Raw genomic sequence first — 17698 nt, 5'->3', positions numbered from 1 at the left:
TTCCCTTATCATATCCGAAATAAAACATTTTATCTGTTATCATGATTTGATACAATGAAGATAATGACTTATAAGGAGGGGGAATATGCAATTACTAGCAATTGATATTGGGGGAACCAATGTAAAATTAGGATTAGTCGATGAACAAGGTCAAGTGTCACACCAAACTCACTTTCCAACATTAATGCATGAACTAGAAACCTTTGAATCAAGATTACTTAATCATCTTGAAATATATGCTACAAATCCTTTCAAAGGAATTGCAATTAGTTGTACTGGATTGGCAAGTCAAGAAAACTTAACCATTGGCGATGGAAATCCGATTTTAGAAGCTTTCGGCAAAACCATGCCCCAATTATTAATGAATCAATATAAATTACCGGTTAGTGTAGAAAATGATGGCAATTGTTCAATATTAGCTGAACATTGGTTAGGCGCCGCCAAAGGATATCAAAATGTCATATCGATTGTTATTGGGACTTCGATTGGTGGCGCCATTATGATCAATAATCAATTATATAAAGGAAATCACTTATTAGCAGGAGAATGTGGTTATTCTTTATTTAAACAGTCCAATCAACAATGGGAAATATGGAGTATTGTCGGCTCAACCCAAGGGATGGTCAATCAATTCGATCTACCAACTAGCGGAATCGAAATTTTCCATCGATACCATCAAAGAAATCCTCAAGCTATACAAGTAGTCAATGAGTTTGTTGAAAAATTAGCCGTTCAATGTTACAACTTGCAATATATATTAGATCCTGATGTTATTTTAATTGGTGGGGGCGTTAGTGAAGAACCGGCACTCATCCCATTAGTAGAAAATAAAATAAAAGAAATCATTGAAAAAATCCCTTCAAATGTCATAATCCCCAAAATAGCGCGTTGTTACTTTGGAAACAATGCTAATTTGATTGGTGCCAGTAAACATTGGTTAAATATCTATAGAAAGAATAAAGGAGAATAATCATGCTCGAAATCTGTTGTGGAAGTTATGAAGATGCCTTAGCAGCCTATGGTGGCGGTGCTAGACAAATTGAGTTAAACTCTGCCCTTGCACTTGGTGGTTTAACCCCTAGTTTAGCAAGCCTCACTTTAACTAAACGTCATACCGACTTAAAAGTCATCTGTATGGTACGCCCACGTGGTGGAGGATTTTGTTATAGTGAAAAAGAGTTTGAATTGATGATGGCGGACTGTAAACTGTTACTTGAACAAGGTGCCGATGGCATCGCCTTTGGTTTTCTAAACGAGGACCTTACCCTTCATACAACACGGACTCAAAAGATGATTCGCCTAATTCATCAATATGGCAAAGAGGCGGTCTTTCATCGGGCAATCGATGTTGTTGAAAATTATGAATCCACGATTGAATTATTAGTTAAACTCAATATCGATCGTATCTTAACCAGTGGTCAACAAGACAAAGCACCACAAGCAGCTGAACAATTAGCATCGGTACAAGAACGATTTGGCGGACAAGTAGCATTTATTATGGGTAGCGGCGTCAATGCAGGAAACGCTAATGAATTAATGCAAACGACTGGTATCACCAATATTCACTCATCTTGTAAAGATTGGCGGATAGACCCTACAACTGAAAATCACGGTGTCAGCTATGCTTATACCGATAACCCTTCCCCTCTCGCCTATGATGTGGTTTCGATGGAGAAAGTAAGAGAGTTGGTGCGTGTTGTTACAAAATAAGGATTTATTCTCTAGTATACTTTTGCGGTAGTATTCAAAAGTTGCTAGAGGTTTTTTCATTAAAAAATAATTTTTATACTATTTTATTTTTTGTTTGTCTTTTGTAATCTTCAACTCTATTTCTTTCACATCATCTATTTTTGTTTTTTTACGTTTTGCTTTTTTAAGTCGCATTTGCTGTTTATCCTTTCCTAACATATTTTACTACACACTTTTTCACCTTTATTGGTTATTTTTCTTTTAAACTCTTGTTTAATTATTTCATTCCTTCCATTTTCTTTTTTCACAATCATCCTTATTTCCATCTTTGCAACTTGTCTATTTTCAATAATACACATTAATGTCATGAAAAGCTTTCATTTGACTTTTTTGTCAAAAAATTAGGCAAAATCTTCGGATTTTGCTTTCATAAATTTTCACCGTGTCTCATTTTGAGACACGAAAACCCATGTTTTTTGAATTTATTTTCATTTTCATAAAATTTAAAATTTTTAAGCGACAAACTTATGAATTTCTTAATAAACTATGATAAAATGTCTTAAAATGAGACACGGAGGTTTGTTATGAAAGTCAATCTTATTATTATCACTTCTGACTACTATTTAGTTGAAAAATTCAAGCACTGCGCCAAGTATTTTCACAATCTTAAAGTAACTATTCTAACTGACAAGCCGACTAACGCTTTCCAATATCTCGAACAACATCAACAAAATTTTGATGCAGTCTTAAGTTATGGATATCCATTGACGGACATTCGGCAATATACCACTCTTCCCGTCTTTACAGTGGAAAATAATCCTTTCAAACTATTAAGAATTCTCACTACCATGAGCAATACCATAATAAGACACTGATAGTCGGTGAGCCGTCGTTCATTGAGATAACCGAGGATTTATGCCAACATCTAAATGTCGAATACCCCACCATCGTAACCAAATCCTTAACCAATTTTCAAGAAGATATGTCACGTTCAATTCTGAACCAATATCAATATTACATCTGTAGTCCTGTCCTTTATTCAGTTTTAAAATTATACCAAGTCAAACGAATCCCCGATACATTAGATGATACTACCATCCGTTCGAAATATAGCGAAATCATAAACATAGTGATGCCCATCAAGCAGTCGCTATTACAAGCTCATATTCAAAATCAACTGACAAAAAAATTATCTTTGAAATATGCTGTCACTGATCAACAAAATCGTATTCTTATTTCTCAGTTTCCTAATTTAAAAGCAGAACTGTTACAAGAACAACTACAAAATTTTACCGATGAACACCCTGTTATTACTGATGAAGTTAACAAGTGCTATCAAGTCAACTGCGATGCTATTACTTGGAAGGATTCGTTTTTTAATTTATATCAATTTGAAAAAATTCCACTATACCGATCGATTAAGCATCCGGCTATTAAAACTTTAACAATAGATGAAATAATTACTCAAATTCAAAATGATTGCTTTTACTCGTCCGTACAAGAGAAGAGTCGTAAACTGAACATTAGTCAATTATTTAGTCATTATTCAGTCCTCGTTATTTATGGTGAAAAATATACTTTAAAATCAAGACTGGCTAATCTTTTAGCAAGTCAACTTTCTAATCAATTTATCTATCAAATTGATTGTCGCTATATCGATAAACTTTTTTGGAAGTTATGGCCAGAAAGATTAAAGCAAGAAAATATCATAATCATCTTGAGTCACGTTGAACAACTTAACCATGCACAAACGCAAATAATAATAAACCATAATAAACACCAGTTATCAATGATTGTGATATATGAACTCAATGACAATCATCCCGAACTTAGTAGCGCCTGGAATTCAGGTTATCGAATCTATATGGAGCCACTATCAGGGCAACAAGAAAATTTTGAAGAAATAATTGATATTGTAACACTTCATCTAAATGCAATACACGAAGGGATAGTGAGTACCTATACAACAGAAGCGATGCATATTCTAAAAGATTATCAATGGCCAGAAAATTATGATGAGTTAACCAATATCATTAAATATCTGATCATCAATACCAAAAGCAGCGTCATCAATGAAACTGAAGTGAAATTCACCTTTAACCACTTATTAAAATACCCTATGCGAGAAGATTTAATAAACAAAGTGATATCTTATAATCCCCCTAGCTTAGAAGAATATATTGAAGAGATCATTCGCTATAAATTAGAAGAGAATCATGGAAGGATTACAGAAACGGCAGCTGATTTGCAAGTTAGTCGGAGTAAAATTTATCGTTATTTGGATAAAGTTGAGCGTAACCATCAGCTTTGTAAGGAGTCAATTCCAACCTTTCTTAAATGAGCGTATTGAGTCTATCATCATTGAAAAGTTCAGTACAAAAACTGAGCGAATAGACGATGACATCAATATTTCTGCGGATCAGGTAGACAATCTAACATCAGCAACTGCTAAAGGACTTACATACCCTGCACTTAATGAACATGGAAATATTGATTATAACGATTTAATGAGTTTCCTGGAAAAGCTTTGTAAGATCTTCAAATGGGAAATATACGAAAAGCAGACACTCGGACATGTAAGCAAACAAGGAAATCATGGATTGTTAAGGTGGTATGCTGTTATTTTATCTCAATGGATAAAAGGGACAGGTCTAAGTTTTATTATAAAAGAGGCACTCGAATTTAAACGCCAAAACCCGGAGACTTGTGTGTGGGATAACTGGAAACCAGTAAGATATGATGATTCCTTAAGACATCGGAATCTCGTTATTTCTGATACGCTACAGGTTATTGAAAATGTCATTCTCTTCAGTATTTCCAATTACTTCTTTCGATTTTCATCAGAATATATGAGGTTTCATAATGTAGAATCATTCCCAAATGACTGGTATGAATATGTAGAGTATGGAACAACAAATCCGCTATCCATAACACTTCAACGAAATGGATTTTCTAGAGAAACATCACGTATATTAAAAGGCATAGAGATCAATACGTTATTACAACAGAAGTTGGTGAAATTAAGCTTCGCCGATCTCTTGCTGATTGTGGCAACATAAGCGTTAGTAAAGAAGTAACAGATGTTATGTATAACATTCCTGAATTAATTGTAGACGATGACGAACCAGACTTTCAATTTTATTTTAAAGGCACAAAAAAAGACCATGGCTAGCAGCTGCAAAACTGCCAATCATGGTCTTCTTATTCGTTAATAATTATCATTCTCATTAGTGTCTTATCTTCACTTTATGCTCCAAATAGGGATATCCATTTCACAAATCTGCGTAAATTTTTATTTCGAGTACAACACATCAGGAAGTTCATCCCAAAATTGAGTAATAGCATCACAATAAGTCTCATACTCACTGTCATCGATATTTAGCACTCGTTCTCCAAGCGTTGTCTTGTACAAGTCAAGTAAATCAGTTGAAATGCCTCCTGAATCAAAGAAGTCCGGCCTCAGTTGTTTTAACTTTGTAGCAGACCATCCGTCTCCATGTTTAATTGCATTAGCCAGCCAGTAGTCTTAGTTCTTCAATCTTAGACCAGGAATTGAGCTTCTCTAAATCTTGTCCAAACTCATTGAACACTTCTTTTATATCGTCGATTCCACGGGTGCAGAAGCCTGCAAAAGCGACCTCATTACCCTTTTTATCGATAAATTTATGAGTCCTCGTCACTTCTTCATAGACAAATTTTCTAACTTGCTGTTCCCAGAATTGATATAGGGTTGAAATCCACATTAATCTCATATTGTACTGCATGAATGACATACTCTCATAATGTTCGAGTCCTGCTTCCCATGCCATTTCTGCATAGTCTGCAGGATCATCGCTTTCAGGATTAAAATACTTTCCAAAATCCTCATATTTCTCATCAGCAATAGCCTGTGACTCTTCCTCTAATGAGGAAAATATCGGTATAACTCTTTCATGATAAGTCTTTGCAAAGGTCTCAAATGGTTCTTTGAGCATTTTTCGTATTCGTTTATCTAAATACAACTGCGCTCTCATAGCTTCACCACCAATTAAAATGACTCATCTTTCCCTAAGTATTCCTTATCTCAGTTATTCTATTTAAGTAGAGTCCTGAAATTTTCACTAAACAGGAACTCAACATCATCTACAGTTTTACCCAGTATTTTAGATGCATTCATATAAAAATCATCAAAATAGTCTATAGTAAAGTTGTTTCTAGTTTGTTTTGTAAATGGAGAATCGCTCTCAATTAATAATTTATTTAAGGGGATATCTGAAATAAGTGCCGCTCCTTTTTTTGTAACCAACATATCACTATTGATTGAAAAATAATATCCTTTATCTATAGCTCGTTCTAGCTCTTTCTTACTTCCAGTAAACCAATGAAGAATTATCTTATTCTTGCTTTCTCCAACAATATCAATAACACTATCTGTGGCCTTTCTACTATGGATACTAATAATTTTATCTTCAAAAGTGTTGCAAGATTCCATAATTCTTTCAAAAATTTGTTTCTGATCTACAATTATACCTTTTGAATAGTCTAGGCCTATTTCGCCTATGTACTTGCTTTCAGGTAAATAGTCCAAAAACAATTTAAGTTGATTGCCGTATTGAATGACTAGTTCTGGATGTAAACCTAGCGAGAATCTAGTAAATTTTAAATTCGGGTATTTGTCTTTATACTTCTTATAAAGTTTTGGAACATTTGTCATCACTATGGTATAAACCTCATTTTTCTCGATATATTTGAGTTTTGTTTCAAAGTCATCATATAGATCAAGATGCGTATGTGTGTCATATTTAAGTATTCTCATGATAATCTTTCAGCACTTCCTTTAGTTCAGCAATACCTCGCTTAAAAATTGATTCATATTGTTCAAGATTTGAATTTAATGGTCCAGACATTTGAATGTCGAGGTATGCTCTCTCAGAATCAAACTTCTCAAGGCCAAGCAAATATGAGTTCAAGTTTTTTCTAGCTGTTTTCCCTGATGAAAAATCCTTATCATAATAAGATGTCCTATCATCGATTCTAGTAGAATTAATTGCTGCTCTTCTTATAATACATGGCAAACACGTTCCACAATGTTGGGTCTCACTTTCTCCTCGCATTCTCCCTACATCGGGATGGGAACATGACATTGTGTTTATAATATTTCCAGATAAAAAATCTTTATTTTTGCACTCCGTAACCATTTCACCTTTTGTTTTAAATTGATATGGATTATATAAGGTAATCTCTAAACCTAAATTATTTAATAAATTTTGAAACAATTCCATATAATGTGGATGAGTTGTTCTTGTACTGCTGGTTCCAGTTCGAGAATAAGTTAGTGGTATGTTCAATGAAATATATCCGTTTTCCGGTATAATTAATTCTAGCCTTTTCTTAAAACAAGCAGCTAACGCAATTGCATGACTGAAAAACATAAAAGACCGAGATCTCATAGTTTCTTCTTTTCCACCATTGGGAGCAGCATAGAAAGAATAAAAATTGTCCTTAGATAAGGAATACTCTTTAATCAACTCTTCTCTTAAAGCTTCTTGATATTCTAATGTACCTTTTCCTCCGCCATAATGACTGACGAAAATAATCTCCTTGCTTTCATCTTCCAATAAATCAATAGCACCTATAAACGAATCAAGACCTCCTGAAAACATACACAGTTTATTGATGTCAAGTTTATCAATTCTCGTTTGCTTCATCTGGTCTCTTATCTTTATTTCTTCTAGTGTCAATTCTCTATCTCTGAATGTAAATTCCCAATTATCCCCTGTAAGGAAATTAATCGTACGTTTCAACAACTCCACATTTTCTTCTAATAAATCTGAATTAAGCACTGGTATGTGCAAATGAATACTTCTCTTCCAGGCATTAAATGAATCTTTTCTTTTGATTATTCTATCTGCCCCATATACAGCTAATGATATTACCAATAGATCTATAGCCTCATTTGAAGGGAATTCTGGCAGCAATTCTAATTTGCTCTTCCAAAAAGTATACCTATAATCCTCGAAACTACATGTAATACTGTTACCTTCGACACTATACTCTTCAGAATTTGAAAATTTATAAACAATATTAATCAATCTAGCGCACCCCCTTATACTTAGTTTTATACGTAGCCTTCGAAAGCTTTAAAACATGTCTGGAACAATTTATTCATTTCTTTGTGAATACTACTTGAGCGATAATCTTTACTTTCTGGCTTCATTTCCCGCATTCTCAACTCTACTTTTACTTTTATATAATTTTTAAGCTCCTGTTCTTTCTTGACTGCCTCTTTTGGATTACTTTCATACTTTTCAAAACGGCTTTGTAAATCACTCATTACTCGACTAAAGATGTATTCACTCATAAAGACTTCAATAACTTTACTGAATGTGGGTTCGTCTATCTTCCTTAATGATTCTATATCCTCATTGTTTTCGAGAACTATATTATATAGCTCAGAAATAGCTTCACCCGAAGCCCACCTTGCTGCAATGTCTTCCTTTGTGTCTGCATTACCGGAGATAACATTCACAAGTTCTGATAAAACTTCTTTTGCGCTCCTTCCAACAAAATCAATTTGTAACGATTGTAGCGTATTTTCAACACCATTCTCTCTAAAAGCTTGAATAACCCTACCTAAATTGATTGCTGCACTTTTTCCTGAAGTTGAAGATCTGGAAAGTTGCCTTGAACCACCAGATGCTCCAACATATCTACTCATGACTTTACCTCTGTTAGATGAGGTGCCTTTTACATACCTGGTCATCGCATCTTTTGCATCTTTCCATCTATAAGGAGTTCCTTGTGATTTTTCCTCATCATTATCTTCAGGCGAGTCAGCGTCCTCTGGGGAATAGTTATCATCGTTATCGTCATAATCACTAGGCAGCAATGATTTTACTGGTCCATCAAAAATACTTGAAGTACCCATAATTAATTTCCCCTTTCTTCTTCAATAATAGTCTTTAGAGCTTGATTGTTCTTAATCCAACTATCAAAAATTTCATCAACTTTTTGTGTTTGATTGATTTCTTTTCCAAAGTTCATTACTCTTGGTATATGTGATGGTTTTATCCTAGTCCCACTAACGGCATCTAATCCATTAATAATTTCTGTATGCACTTCCTTTTTAAGCACTCCCCATTCTAACAATGATCTTAATTGGATATCCGATATATCACTTGAGCTGGTAATTCGTGATATTAGATGTTCAATAATCAAAGCAGCTTCATACTCATTTACTTCCTTTGCTTTATCACAAGCACTGCGTATTCCTGAATCCGTCCCAGCTGTCAAATTTCTTAATACATCATTAGCAATCTTACTTAACTTCATCTTAGACATCTCATATCGATTATCTAGTGTAGTCCTTGCGAAATAGAAATACGGTCGTAAATCCTCTTCACCAATTGCAGGTTGCATCTCTAACCAAGACTTTACCCATTCATCATCTTTCCATGAAGCTAATTTTTCCAAAGATTCACTTTCTTTGTTTTCAAGTGTTGATAATTCTATTATTTTACCGGTCAAATCTACTGGTGCACTTACTAATTCTGCAAACATTCTTGGTTTGAAATACTCGAGCATCATAATTTTTGCTAAGATTTTTCGATCCAATTCAATTGTTTTGTATTGAGCCATGTTAAGTCGCATTTCCATAGAATTCAAAAATCGCTTGCAGTGTCTGGGATTTCCATTTAAACCATTAGCTAATACTGAAGATAGTTGTTTTGATATCTCTAGACTCAATTTTACTTTATCTGCGATATCTTCATCAAAGCCTTTTATCAGTCCTTAATCAAGTTGAAAATCAAAAAAATTATTAGTCTTCTTATCATCAATAAATTCAATAGTCTTTTTAAATTCTTCTTTTGACAAATCTTTCTCCATAAAAAGTAGTGATATGTAAAGTTCTACTTCCCGGGTACTTAACCTTGGTATTCTTACCGGATACTGTACAATTTTTTCTAAATATTCTTTACCGATGTCAATACCGGTTCCTTCGATTTCTTTAAACTTGGTTTGAACAGCATAAGAAATATGTCTTTCATCTGCACCAATAATAAATACAGTTCTTCCTACATATAGGAACAGTCGGATTGCCTCTAATGTGTCTAATATTGTATCCGGACTGCATCGATCAAGTTCATCAATAAAAACAACTAACCTATCTATTTGGGTCTCTTTTAGTAACTTATCAAAATTATCTCTGAATGAGTTGATATCTTCACGAAGCTCTTTATCCGTCAACTCAGATTTAATGGCTTCCATCAAATCTTCTTTGATTATGCCGTCCTTTGAAGGTAACATGTTATCTAAGGCATTAGAAATGGCAAATTCAGTTACAACGCTTGATCCCCCTGTTAGAAATGCTCCTCCAAGTCTAATTGCATTTTTCACTAGCTTCATTTTATCTATGCTTTTATACAAACCAGCAATACATTTTTTAGCATTGTCACCTAAAGTCCTGTTACGCTCTATAGTGTCTAGAATATTTCCCAACAAGGCAGTTTTTGCGTCTTCATAATCTTCAAATAGCCATCCATTGAAATATATACACTCAGTATCCTTATTGTCTTTCAATGAAGCAATGCTCATGTTAATCAAGCTGGATTTTCCGCTTCCCCAATCACCATAAACTCCTATAGTAGAAGGTAATAAATCATCATTTTTGATAATATTGCTCACAGTTTCAATTAGATAATCAAAGTCTAGATAATCAAGTTCTGTTTCACTATCTCTCCACATCATTACACCCCCAGTGTATTTGAAAAGTCTTACTCATCTTCTCCTCGATACTCCACCGCCATCTGATCAACCCAATCATCTTCTACATACACCATCCCGTTCCGGCCTTCTACCTTCCGCTTAGGTCCAGCCTTATACAGCTTGCAACTTAATGGACCATAGCAGAAAGTTTCAAATCTATATTTTATCCGGCCTCTCGTATTCCAATTATCAATAATAATCTCAACCGGCATCCTAGCTCCCCACATGTAGCTACTACACTTCGTGTCATATGTCCTGGCTGCCAGTATGCGGTGTCCTCTTTCTCTGTAAACTTCCAGCTCCTGCGGCACCAGTTCCCAGGGAGATGATGTGTTAGAGATGGGGTGCTTCGGGTGATAAGTTTAAGCTTAGAGACTTTGTAATACTCAGTAGGTTCAGTGTCAGGATCCGGTACTGGTACGCACTCTCCGCTGATGATATCATTCACTTTGAATTGATGTTTAGCATGGGCTACTTTGCCAATACCGACAGAGAAGGTGGTGTTTTGAGTATCGATTTCTCCATCTAAGGTGATTGCATAACCAAGATATGTATGAGAGGACTCGTCGAAGGACCTGGTTAGACGGATCCGTGGTTGGATTGAAATTATAGTACCTTTGAATGTTGAATTTGTGTCCATGACTTGAGGCCTCCTTTAACATTATGTGTTATCTATATTTTCGTTTACCCTTCTAAACTCTAATTCTTCAAATTTCTCTAGTGCTATTTTTGATGAATCCAAATATTCATTTAGTATTTTAATCATTTCATCTAATGCCCCTTTTGCTTCCTGACATAAATCCTGAAATGCTTCATGCACACTATCCATTGCCTTCTGAACATAACCCTCTAAATATTCATCATAAGCTTCTGCACTATATTTATCTTGAATTATCTGATTTGCCCGTTCTGAAGAATCAAAACAAGCTAATTCATATACTTCTTCGTTTGAGGATAAGTCTTCAAATTGATTTTCTAAAGTTCTTAAGGTCTCATAATAATCATTCAGTTCCTCTAAGAGCTCCTCATCCTCTGTCAATTGATCTGCAGCATCATAAATTTTACCCATAAGTTCTGAACAATCATCCAGCTCTCCCATGATGTTATCTATTGTTCTCTGATTTAGTCTTTCTTCTGTATCATTATAGAAATACCCTTTTCCATCTAAATCGTCATAATAAGAGTATACCTGATCAAATAGCTCATCTTTAAGGGCAAACAAGTTTGATAAATGCATTTTTATTTCCAGTAGCAATGGAAGATAATCATATTCAAAATATGGAGTTGATGACTTTTCAAGTTCTCTTGTAATTTCTCCTTTCAAAAATATAATAAAATCAATATCGCGGCTTATTATTCCAAATTCAATGTTATTTTTGCTTTCCTCAGAATAATTTGCTGAACCAACATACGCCAGATTATTTGTCATTATAATTTTCCCGTGGTTTTCGAAATTAAAGAAAACACTAATTTTCTGCCCAATACTATCAGGTTTTAATTTAGTCAGATATATATTTATCTTTCTCCTCGCTGCATTCTTGTAACTGTCTCCATAATATGTATCCCACCTCGAAGGTATATTTGTAAATATACTTATTTCTGTATCTGAAGAAGTTTCCGCTAGCTTTTGTATGAGCAAGGACTGTTTCTCAGAAATATTGAAAGTGACGATGATAATTTCTTCAGCATTTTTAAAATCATCCAAAACTTCCTGATATCCTAACTCATCCTTAGAATATATGAACTTCGCATCAGACAAATAATACTCTTTCTTCAATGAATACTCCTCCCGTACAGTAACCGTTTTTAAATTTATCCGCAAGCCATCAGATCAACTTATCCATCATCGCCAATAACGCTCCTCTGTACTGCACCATCTCAATACTATTCACACTTTGAATCAATCCCCTGTGAAGTCTTTCAGATCGGTCTATTAAAGAGTTGATTACCCGAATGCATTCTTTCTGTTCCTGAGTCAGCGATTCCATTTTGCTTATAATCATTTCTGGCGTAGACTGATCTAACTCTGCAAATAACTTTCCGAGTAAGCCCACCCAAACATCAGATATCTGTATCAGTCGCTCATTCTTGGAATTAATGAATTTGAAATTGGACAGTTTCTCACCTTTTAGAGTGTAAATCGTATTTTTTAAGGCTATTTCTGCCTCAGCTTCTTCATCAAAATAATGCATGGAATCTTTATAAAATGCACACCTACCATCTCTTAGTCCGAAATATTCCTCAACTAATAAACCAGGCGTGTTATCTTCAATAAAAACTAGCTCTCCCTTACGTCCATTTGCTTTCAGTAATTGCCGGAAATTCTCTAGATAGAAATCTTCGTTACCATAGGATTGTATGAGATCGCTCAGCTCATAACAAAAATTCTTAATATCTTCTTTATCTAAGCTTGGATAATTGTAGCCATGGAGTATTGGAAGTATCTCATCCATATGTGATATAACAAATCTATGTAAACTGGCCTTCAAAGATTGTGCCCACTCTAATCCGAAATTGAACTGTGGCTGGGCAGCAAATAGGGAATCAACAATATCTACGACAGAAAAGTACATATTATTTAATGTAGCATAATGGACATAGAGTCCGCTACTGTCAAGCCATGAAAGAAATTGCTGAATTGGTTTCTTGCCTATAGTTGTCCAGAAATCAGCTCCTCTTCCGGCTAAAGTCCTAAACTTAATTTCTGATGCTTTGATTTTAAGTCCATCATACAACTTGTCTACATCGCATGGGGGAGTATCCCCCTTGAATAACACACCGCCGAGAATGAAATCATTAGCAATGCCTTCTTCTGCATTCACACCATTCTCTGTCAATCTAAACTTACGAACATTCCCGGTTTCATCATAATAAAAGCTACACTTTTCATCAAATAGTGGTAAGTCTGAAAACTCGCTAATCATATTTCTATATTCATCTACGTCTATGTTACTCACCCTCTCATCACAACCATTAATACAATATTCTGTAAACTCATCTTCTTAAAAAGGTTCTATAATTTTTAGTGTTGGTGTAGAAATCACCAGCACTATTTTTATATACAAAAAGCCCGCGATTTCCTCTATAATTAAGTTGCCCAAAAAAATTTATAAAGTAGGAAATCACATGACTACATACAATAATACTAAAATTTTACTAGGAATGGAAGACCTTAATATCAATATAGAACAGAATGATTTTGAAGAAGAATGCCGAACAGTTTTCTGTCTCAGAAACAACTGTATTTTGCAATAGAAAAATGCAGAATAATGCAATTAAAAATGCAGAGGTTTGCCACCCAATTAGTTCCTTTTTGACAGTGCGTGGGACAGTCTATAACTCTCACCATGGAATGAAATTATATGTGCGTGATGAATTAATCTGTCCACTAACGCTGCTGTTAATCTAGAGTCTGTAAAGATTTTGTTCCATTGACTAAATTCCAAGTTTGATGTAATTATCACACTTTTTTGTTCGTAAAACTCTGAAATGATTTGAAATAATAATTCTGCTCCTTCTTTACTAAATGGTAAATAACCCATTTCATCTAAAATGACTAAATCTACCTTTTCCATGCGCTTCCTAAATGCCGATAAACGGTTATTATGCAATGCTTGTTCTAATTCCTCAACCAAGTGTGCAATTCGAAAGAAACGGACCTCATAATCTTGTTCACAAGCTTTTCTTCCTAATCCAGCTGCTAAATGAGTTTTACCAGTCCCTGGTGAACCTACTAAAACTACATTTTGTCGATTTTCAATGAAATTTAAACTACACAATTCCTCCTTAGTTAAATGTGGAGGGAACCGAATCTGTTCGGTCCACTCGTAAGTATCTAGACTCTTTTTATCTAAGAATCTAGCCTTTTTTATCAAGCGAGCAATTTTGGCATTTTCTCTTAATTTTAATTCTTCTTCAAGCACCCCATACAGGAATTGCTCTGGGTTTTCAAAACTAATTTTCTCAAATACATCCGCAACATAAGCTAACCTTAATGTTTTGCAGAGTTCTCTAATATCTTGTTGTTTCATTGTCTGGCCTCCTCTATAGGAGCTAACGAATCATATTTAATCCAATCTATCTCATAAGGATCGTTTTCGCCAGGTAACTTTTCTTCCGCAATTAAATCATAAAAGTTTTCATTAATAACCTTCATATCATGAGTAACTAATAAATTGGCTAAACCATCTAATCTTTGTCGTCGAATAATCAAATTCTCTACTAACAAAAACTCTTTAATTCTTCCTGGTAGATACTTGGTATATCGGGAATATTCCACCACCCTCGGTTTTTGAATCCATGTCTTAATGATGGATATCCATGGTAAAGCTTTACGTTTTTTCATATATGGACGAAAGTCATCTAATAATATTTCACCGTTAGGTGAAACGACTTTTAATTGATCCCATGTAAGTATCATTTTTAGCTGACTATAATTGGTAGCCTTAGGTACATGAATTAATCTTTTATCCACTTTTACTTCATTGTATTTATTGACTTTGACTAGCTCCTCTTTAAATACAGGGTACGGCTTTTCTGGCAATGCAAGTAGATATTTCTTTTCTTCCTGCCATAAATCTTCTATCCTAACGTTTTTAGAGTAATGTATTCTATTACGATCAGCTTCTAATTGTATTTGGCAATAGGGAATTGCGTTAAACGGCAATTAATTTTGTATGCCACTTGCCATCACTATCTACTCATGAATTAATGACTCTTTATAACGGAAACTATCGCCTCTAAACATTAATAAATGGGAATGGTGAATGAGTCGATCAATAACGGCTTCCGTTAATACTGGATCTCCAAAGACGTGATTCCATTGACCAAACTGAAGATTCGTTGTGATGATTAAGCTCTTGTTCTCGTAACACATAGAAATGACCTGAAAGAGTAATTCTGCGCCCTCTTTGTTGAGAGGGATATAACCTAATTCATCTAAAATTATCGCGTGTTGCTTGTCTAGCTGTTTCATCAACTTTGGTAGCTGTCCTTGTTGATTTGCTTCTATAAGCTTGTTAACTAAGCCTGCCACGGTAAAGAACTTCACCTGGCTGCCATATCTATGTATGGCATTTAGGGCAATGAGCGTAGATAAATAAGTTTTGCCCGTCCCAACACCTCCATAAAGAATAAGATTCTCTTGTCTCTTAATGAAATCACCCTGAATAATCGTATCGCGGTCGATTCCGTGCGGAATCTGAATATGTTCCCACTGAAAAGGCTGATGGCCTGTTTTAGGTAGTTGCGCTTGCTTCAACAGTAAGTTGACTTTGCGCTCTTCTCGATGCTCTATTTCCTTTTCAAACAACTTAACCAAGTAAGCTTCATTTGACTCGGCTGTCACCTCGTGGTAATGTTCTCGAATCCAGCTGAGTTTTAAGCGTTTGGCGTATTCTATAATTTGATTATTCACGCGCTCCACCTTCTTTCGCATAGAGGGCGTCATAATGATCAAGTCCTCTTGTGATATCAGGCATATCCGGTAAAGACATTTGTGGCGTGTATGTTGAATAATCCTCTTGATTATTAACGAGTGAATAGAATCGATGTTTAATTTGATCAACACTTGGATGTCCTTGTGCTGATACATCATTTAGCGCCTGATTCAGTAGCGTGAAATCATCATTTTTAAGTAACGTACCTAATAATCTTAAAGCTTCTTTTTGCTCATCTTCTGTACAAGCTTTTAAATATCGCGTCCATTCTTCTGGGAAATGATCATAGATACTGGTGTACTTAATCGCGCGTGGTCGTCGAGATAATAAATCAAGATAGGGTTGCCAAACCATTGATTTTCGTCTAACACCATAGAGTCTCGAATGATGAACCACAGCTTCATGTTGCTCATTTAAAACACTCACTGAATGATATGTGATCGCAACGGTTAACTTATCCCCAGCGAATCGAGGCGAACTTGAGTATTGTTTTTTATCCACCGTAATAAAACCATATTTATCAGCTTTAACTACTTCATAACGTACGCAATCAAATGATTTCTCCGGAAGGAGAAGCCATTGTGCGCAATCCTCTTGATAGAGCGTATCTATTGGCACATCTTTTTTGTAATGAGAACGATCACGATCATCCTCAGCTTTTTGCCATAACGTTTCATTAAATTGATCTAAATCTTCAATATGACATTCCGGTAATAAGAAATTATTCCTTACATACTTCACCATCGCTTCGACATGGCCTTTTTCGTTCCCCTTACCTGGATTACAAAATTCATAATGAAAGCCATAATGCCCCACAAAGCGTTCAAACACATCCGTGAGCTTTCGCTCTCCTTTGCCTAATATCTTTTTCACTGCCGGTCTAAAATTATCAAATCGAATGGTTCTCGGAACCCCACCCATATGATGAAACATACGTTGTAAACCTTCGAGTAAACACTCTACATTTTCCGAAGGAAAAACCTGAAAATAAAACGTATTACTGAAAGGAAACGACATCACCAAATAGGGTAACTCCATCGATTCTGATTGATAAACAAAAGGAGCCGTTCCGAAATCCACTTGGGCTGTCCGCGGGATAGATTCTAAAGGTAAAGCCGCTTGATCAACCATTGTTTTTAATTCTTTTTTTCGTTTAGAAACATACTGGCGAACACTTCTCTCAGACCCTTTAAAATCATGCTTTTCCACAAGCTATTGAAATAAACGTTTCGCCGTGCGGCGATATTTCCGTTTCTTTTTAGAATCCTCATTCAACCATTCATCAAGAATTGGTTTTACTGGATCCATGACAGGTGCCTTTCGGCACTGAGGTTTCTTAACTTCAAAGTCTTCTTGATTGGCATATTTTTTTACTGTACGAGCATCGAAACCTGTCTTTCGACTAACACTTGCATAACTTTCATCTTTTTGATTCACTTCATATCTGATATAATTTACTTCAGCCACTGTTAACATCTCCTAAATATCCTCCTGTCAAACGTTATTGGTCTAACGAGGAGTTTAAAGTTATTTTTGAATGTTGGCAAGTGGTTTTTTTGTATATTTTTGGTCGAATTTGACCAACATGAATTAACTGCCGTAAACTACATTTCAATTATGCCATATACAAGAAGTTATAACGTACATACCCAACCTTATTTTCTACATTTCCCTTTTCATGGCGCTACGTGGATTACATACCTGAACGTCGAAGCCGAAATAATTCTGAAATTGTATAAATTCATCGGTTAGTTGGGCTTCTTCATTTTTTATTCTTGTTTTTTTACTGCTGTGATTATTCCACGCTTTCAAGGCAGGCTGTAGCC

17 protein-coding genes and 1 pseudogene are annotated in these 17698 nt (G+C 35.1%); 4 read left to right on the top strand and 14 right to left on the bottom strand.

All coding sequences use genetic code 11. The annotated features are described in order from the left end of the window. Positions 1 to 85: 85 nt before the first annotated feature. The 4 genes from CYJ72_RS09630 to CYJ72_RS09615 all read left to right on the top strand — a co-directional run bounded on the left by CYJ72_RS09630 (position 86) and on the right by CYJ72_RS09615 (position 4748). Positions 86 to 970: an ROK family protein gene (locus tag CYJ72_RS09630; RefSeq protein WP_284629632.1), complete on the top strand. Its 885-nt coding sequence runs from the start codon at positions 86 to 88 to the stop codon at positions 968 to 970. Between the two features lie 2 nt (positions 971 to 972). Continuing rightward, positions 973 to 1710: a copper homeostasis protein CutC gene (locus CYJ72_RS09625; protein WP_284629630.1), complete on the top strand. Its 738-nt coding sequence runs from the start codon at positions 973 to 975 to the stop codon at positions 1708 to 1710. A gap of 961 nt (positions 1711 to 2671) precedes the next feature. Beyond that, a complete protein-coding gene (locus CYJ72_RS09620) occupies positions 2672 to 4030 on the top strand; it encodes an AAA-type ATPase lid domain-containing protein (RefSeq protein WP_284629629.1) in 1359 nt (452 codons plus the stop codon). Then, on the top strand, positions 3978 to 4748 hold the full coding sequence (locus tag CYJ72_RS09615; RefSeq protein ID WP_284629628.1) for a hypothetical protein: 771 nt from the start codon (positions 3978 to 3980) through the stop codon (positions 4746 to 4748). The genes CYJ72_RS09620 and CYJ72_RS09615 overlap by 53 nt, the downstream gene beginning before the upstream one ends. Before the next feature lie 450 nt (positions 4749 to 5198). On the opposite strand, the gene CYJ72_RS09610 is transcribed toward CYJ72_RS09615, so the two are convergent. The 14 genes and pseudogenes from CYJ72_RS09610 to CYJ72_RS11695 form a co-directional block, all read right to left on the bottom strand. Then, positions 5199 to 5702 (bottom strand): hypothetical protein, encoded by a 504-nt coding sequence (locus CYJ72_RS09610; protein ID WP_284629626.1) that lies wholly within the window; start codon positions 5700 to 5702, stop codon positions 5199 to 5201. Between the two features lie 59 nt (positions 5703 to 5761). Further along, positions 5762 to 6484, bottom strand: coding sequence for a Qat anti-phage system TatD family nuclease QatD (gene qatD, locus CYJ72_RS09605; RefSeq protein ID WP_284629624.1), 723 nt, complete (start codon positions 6482 to 6484; stop codon positions 5762 to 5764). Next, positions 6471 to 7760, bottom strand: a complete 1290-nt coding sequence (gene qatC, locus CYJ72_RS09600; protein ID WP_284629622.1) for a Qat anti-phage system QueC-like protein QatC — start codon at positions 7758 to 7760, stop codon at positions 6471 to 6473. The genes qatD and qatC overlap by 14 nt, the downstream gene beginning before the upstream one ends. 26 nt (positions 7761 to 7786) lie before the next feature. Next, positions 7787 to 8596: a Qat anti-phage system associated protein QatB gene (gene qatB, locus CYJ72_RS09595; RefSeq protein WP_284629620.1), complete on the bottom strand. Its 810-nt coding sequence runs from the start codon at positions 8594 to 8596 to the stop codon at positions 7787 to 7789. A 2-nt stretch (positions 8597 to 8598) separates the two neighbouring features. Then, positions 8599 to 9306, bottom strand: a complete 708-nt coding sequence (locus CYJ72_RS09590; protein ID WP_284629618.1) for a hypothetical protein — start codon at positions 9304 to 9306, stop codon at positions 8599 to 8601. Positions 9307 to 9459: 153 nt separating this feature from the next. Beyond that, complete coding sequence (locus CYJ72_RS09585; protein ID WP_284629616.1) at positions 9460 to 10416, bottom strand: KAP family P-loop NTPase fold protein; 957 nt, start codon at positions 10414 to 10416, stop codon at positions 9460 to 9462. A 679-nt stretch (positions 10417 to 11095) separates the two neighbouring features. Continuing rightward, the gene (locus tag CYJ72_RS09580; RefSeq protein ID WP_284629614.1) at positions 11096 to 12211 is read right to left on the bottom strand and encodes a phospholipase D-like domain-containing protein; all 1116 of its coding nucleotides are present in this window, start codon (positions 12209 to 12211) and stop codon (positions 11096 to 11098) included. A 49-nt stretch (positions 12212 to 12260) separates the two neighbouring features. Then, positions 12261 to 13391 carry a DUF3800 domain-containing protein gene (locus tag CYJ72_RS09575; RefSeq protein WP_284629612.1) on the bottom strand — a complete coding sequence of 377 codons (1131 nt, stop codon included), beginning with the start codon at positions 13389 to 13391 and terminating at the stop codon, positions 12261 to 12263. Positions 13392 to 13736: 345 nt separating this feature from the next. Next, the gene (gene istB / locus CYJ72_RS09570; RefSeq protein ID WP_284629610.1) at positions 13737 to 14465 is read right to left on the bottom strand and encodes an IS21-like element helper ATPase IstB; all 729 of its coding nucleotides are present in this window, start codon (positions 14463 to 14465) and stop codon (positions 13737 to 13739) included. Further along, entirely contained in the window at positions 14462 to 15100 is a 639-nt protein-coding gene (locus tag CYJ72_RS09565) for a hypothetical protein (RefSeq protein ID WP_284629608.1), read from the bottom strand. Before CYJ72_RS09565 ends, istB (CYJ72_RS09570) begins: the two co-directional genes overlap by 4 nt. A gap of 30 nt (positions 15101 to 15130) precedes the next feature. Continuing rightward, positions 15131 to 15850: an IS21-like element helper ATPase IstB gene (gene istB, locus CYJ72_RS09560; protein ID WP_284629606.1), complete on the bottom strand. Its 720-nt coding sequence runs from the start codon at positions 15848 to 15850 to the stop codon at positions 15131 to 15133. Continuing rightward, positions 15843 to 17081 (bottom strand): IS21 family transposase, encoded by a 1239-nt coding sequence (gene istA / locus CYJ72_RS09555; protein WP_284629415.1) that lies wholly within the window; start codon positions 17079 to 17081, stop codon positions 15843 to 15845. The genes istB (CYJ72_RS09560) and istA overlap by 8 nt, the downstream gene beginning before the upstream one ends. Positions 17082 to 17084: 3 nt before the next feature. After that, positions 17085 to 17339 carry a hypothetical protein gene (locus tag CYJ72_RS09550; RefSeq protein ID WP_284629413.1) on the bottom strand — a complete coding sequence of 85 codons (255 nt, stop codon included), beginning with the start codon at positions 17337 to 17339 and terminating at the stop codon, positions 17085 to 17087. A 163-nt stretch (positions 17340 to 17502) separates the two neighbouring features. Next, positions 17503 to 17657: pseudogene (locus CYJ72_RS11695) on the bottom strand (IS21 family transposase); the annotation flags it as partial. Positions 17658 to 17698: the final 41 nt, after the last annotated feature.

This window comes from Globicatella sanguinis (assembly GCF_002847845.2).
GTDB classification, from domain to species: Bacteria; Bacillota; Bacilli; order Lactobacillales; family Aerococcaceae; genus Globicatella; species Globicatella sanguinis.
The sequence above is the reverse complement of the archived record's forward strand: the minus strand, read 5'-3'. Positions and strand labels throughout refer to the sequence as shown.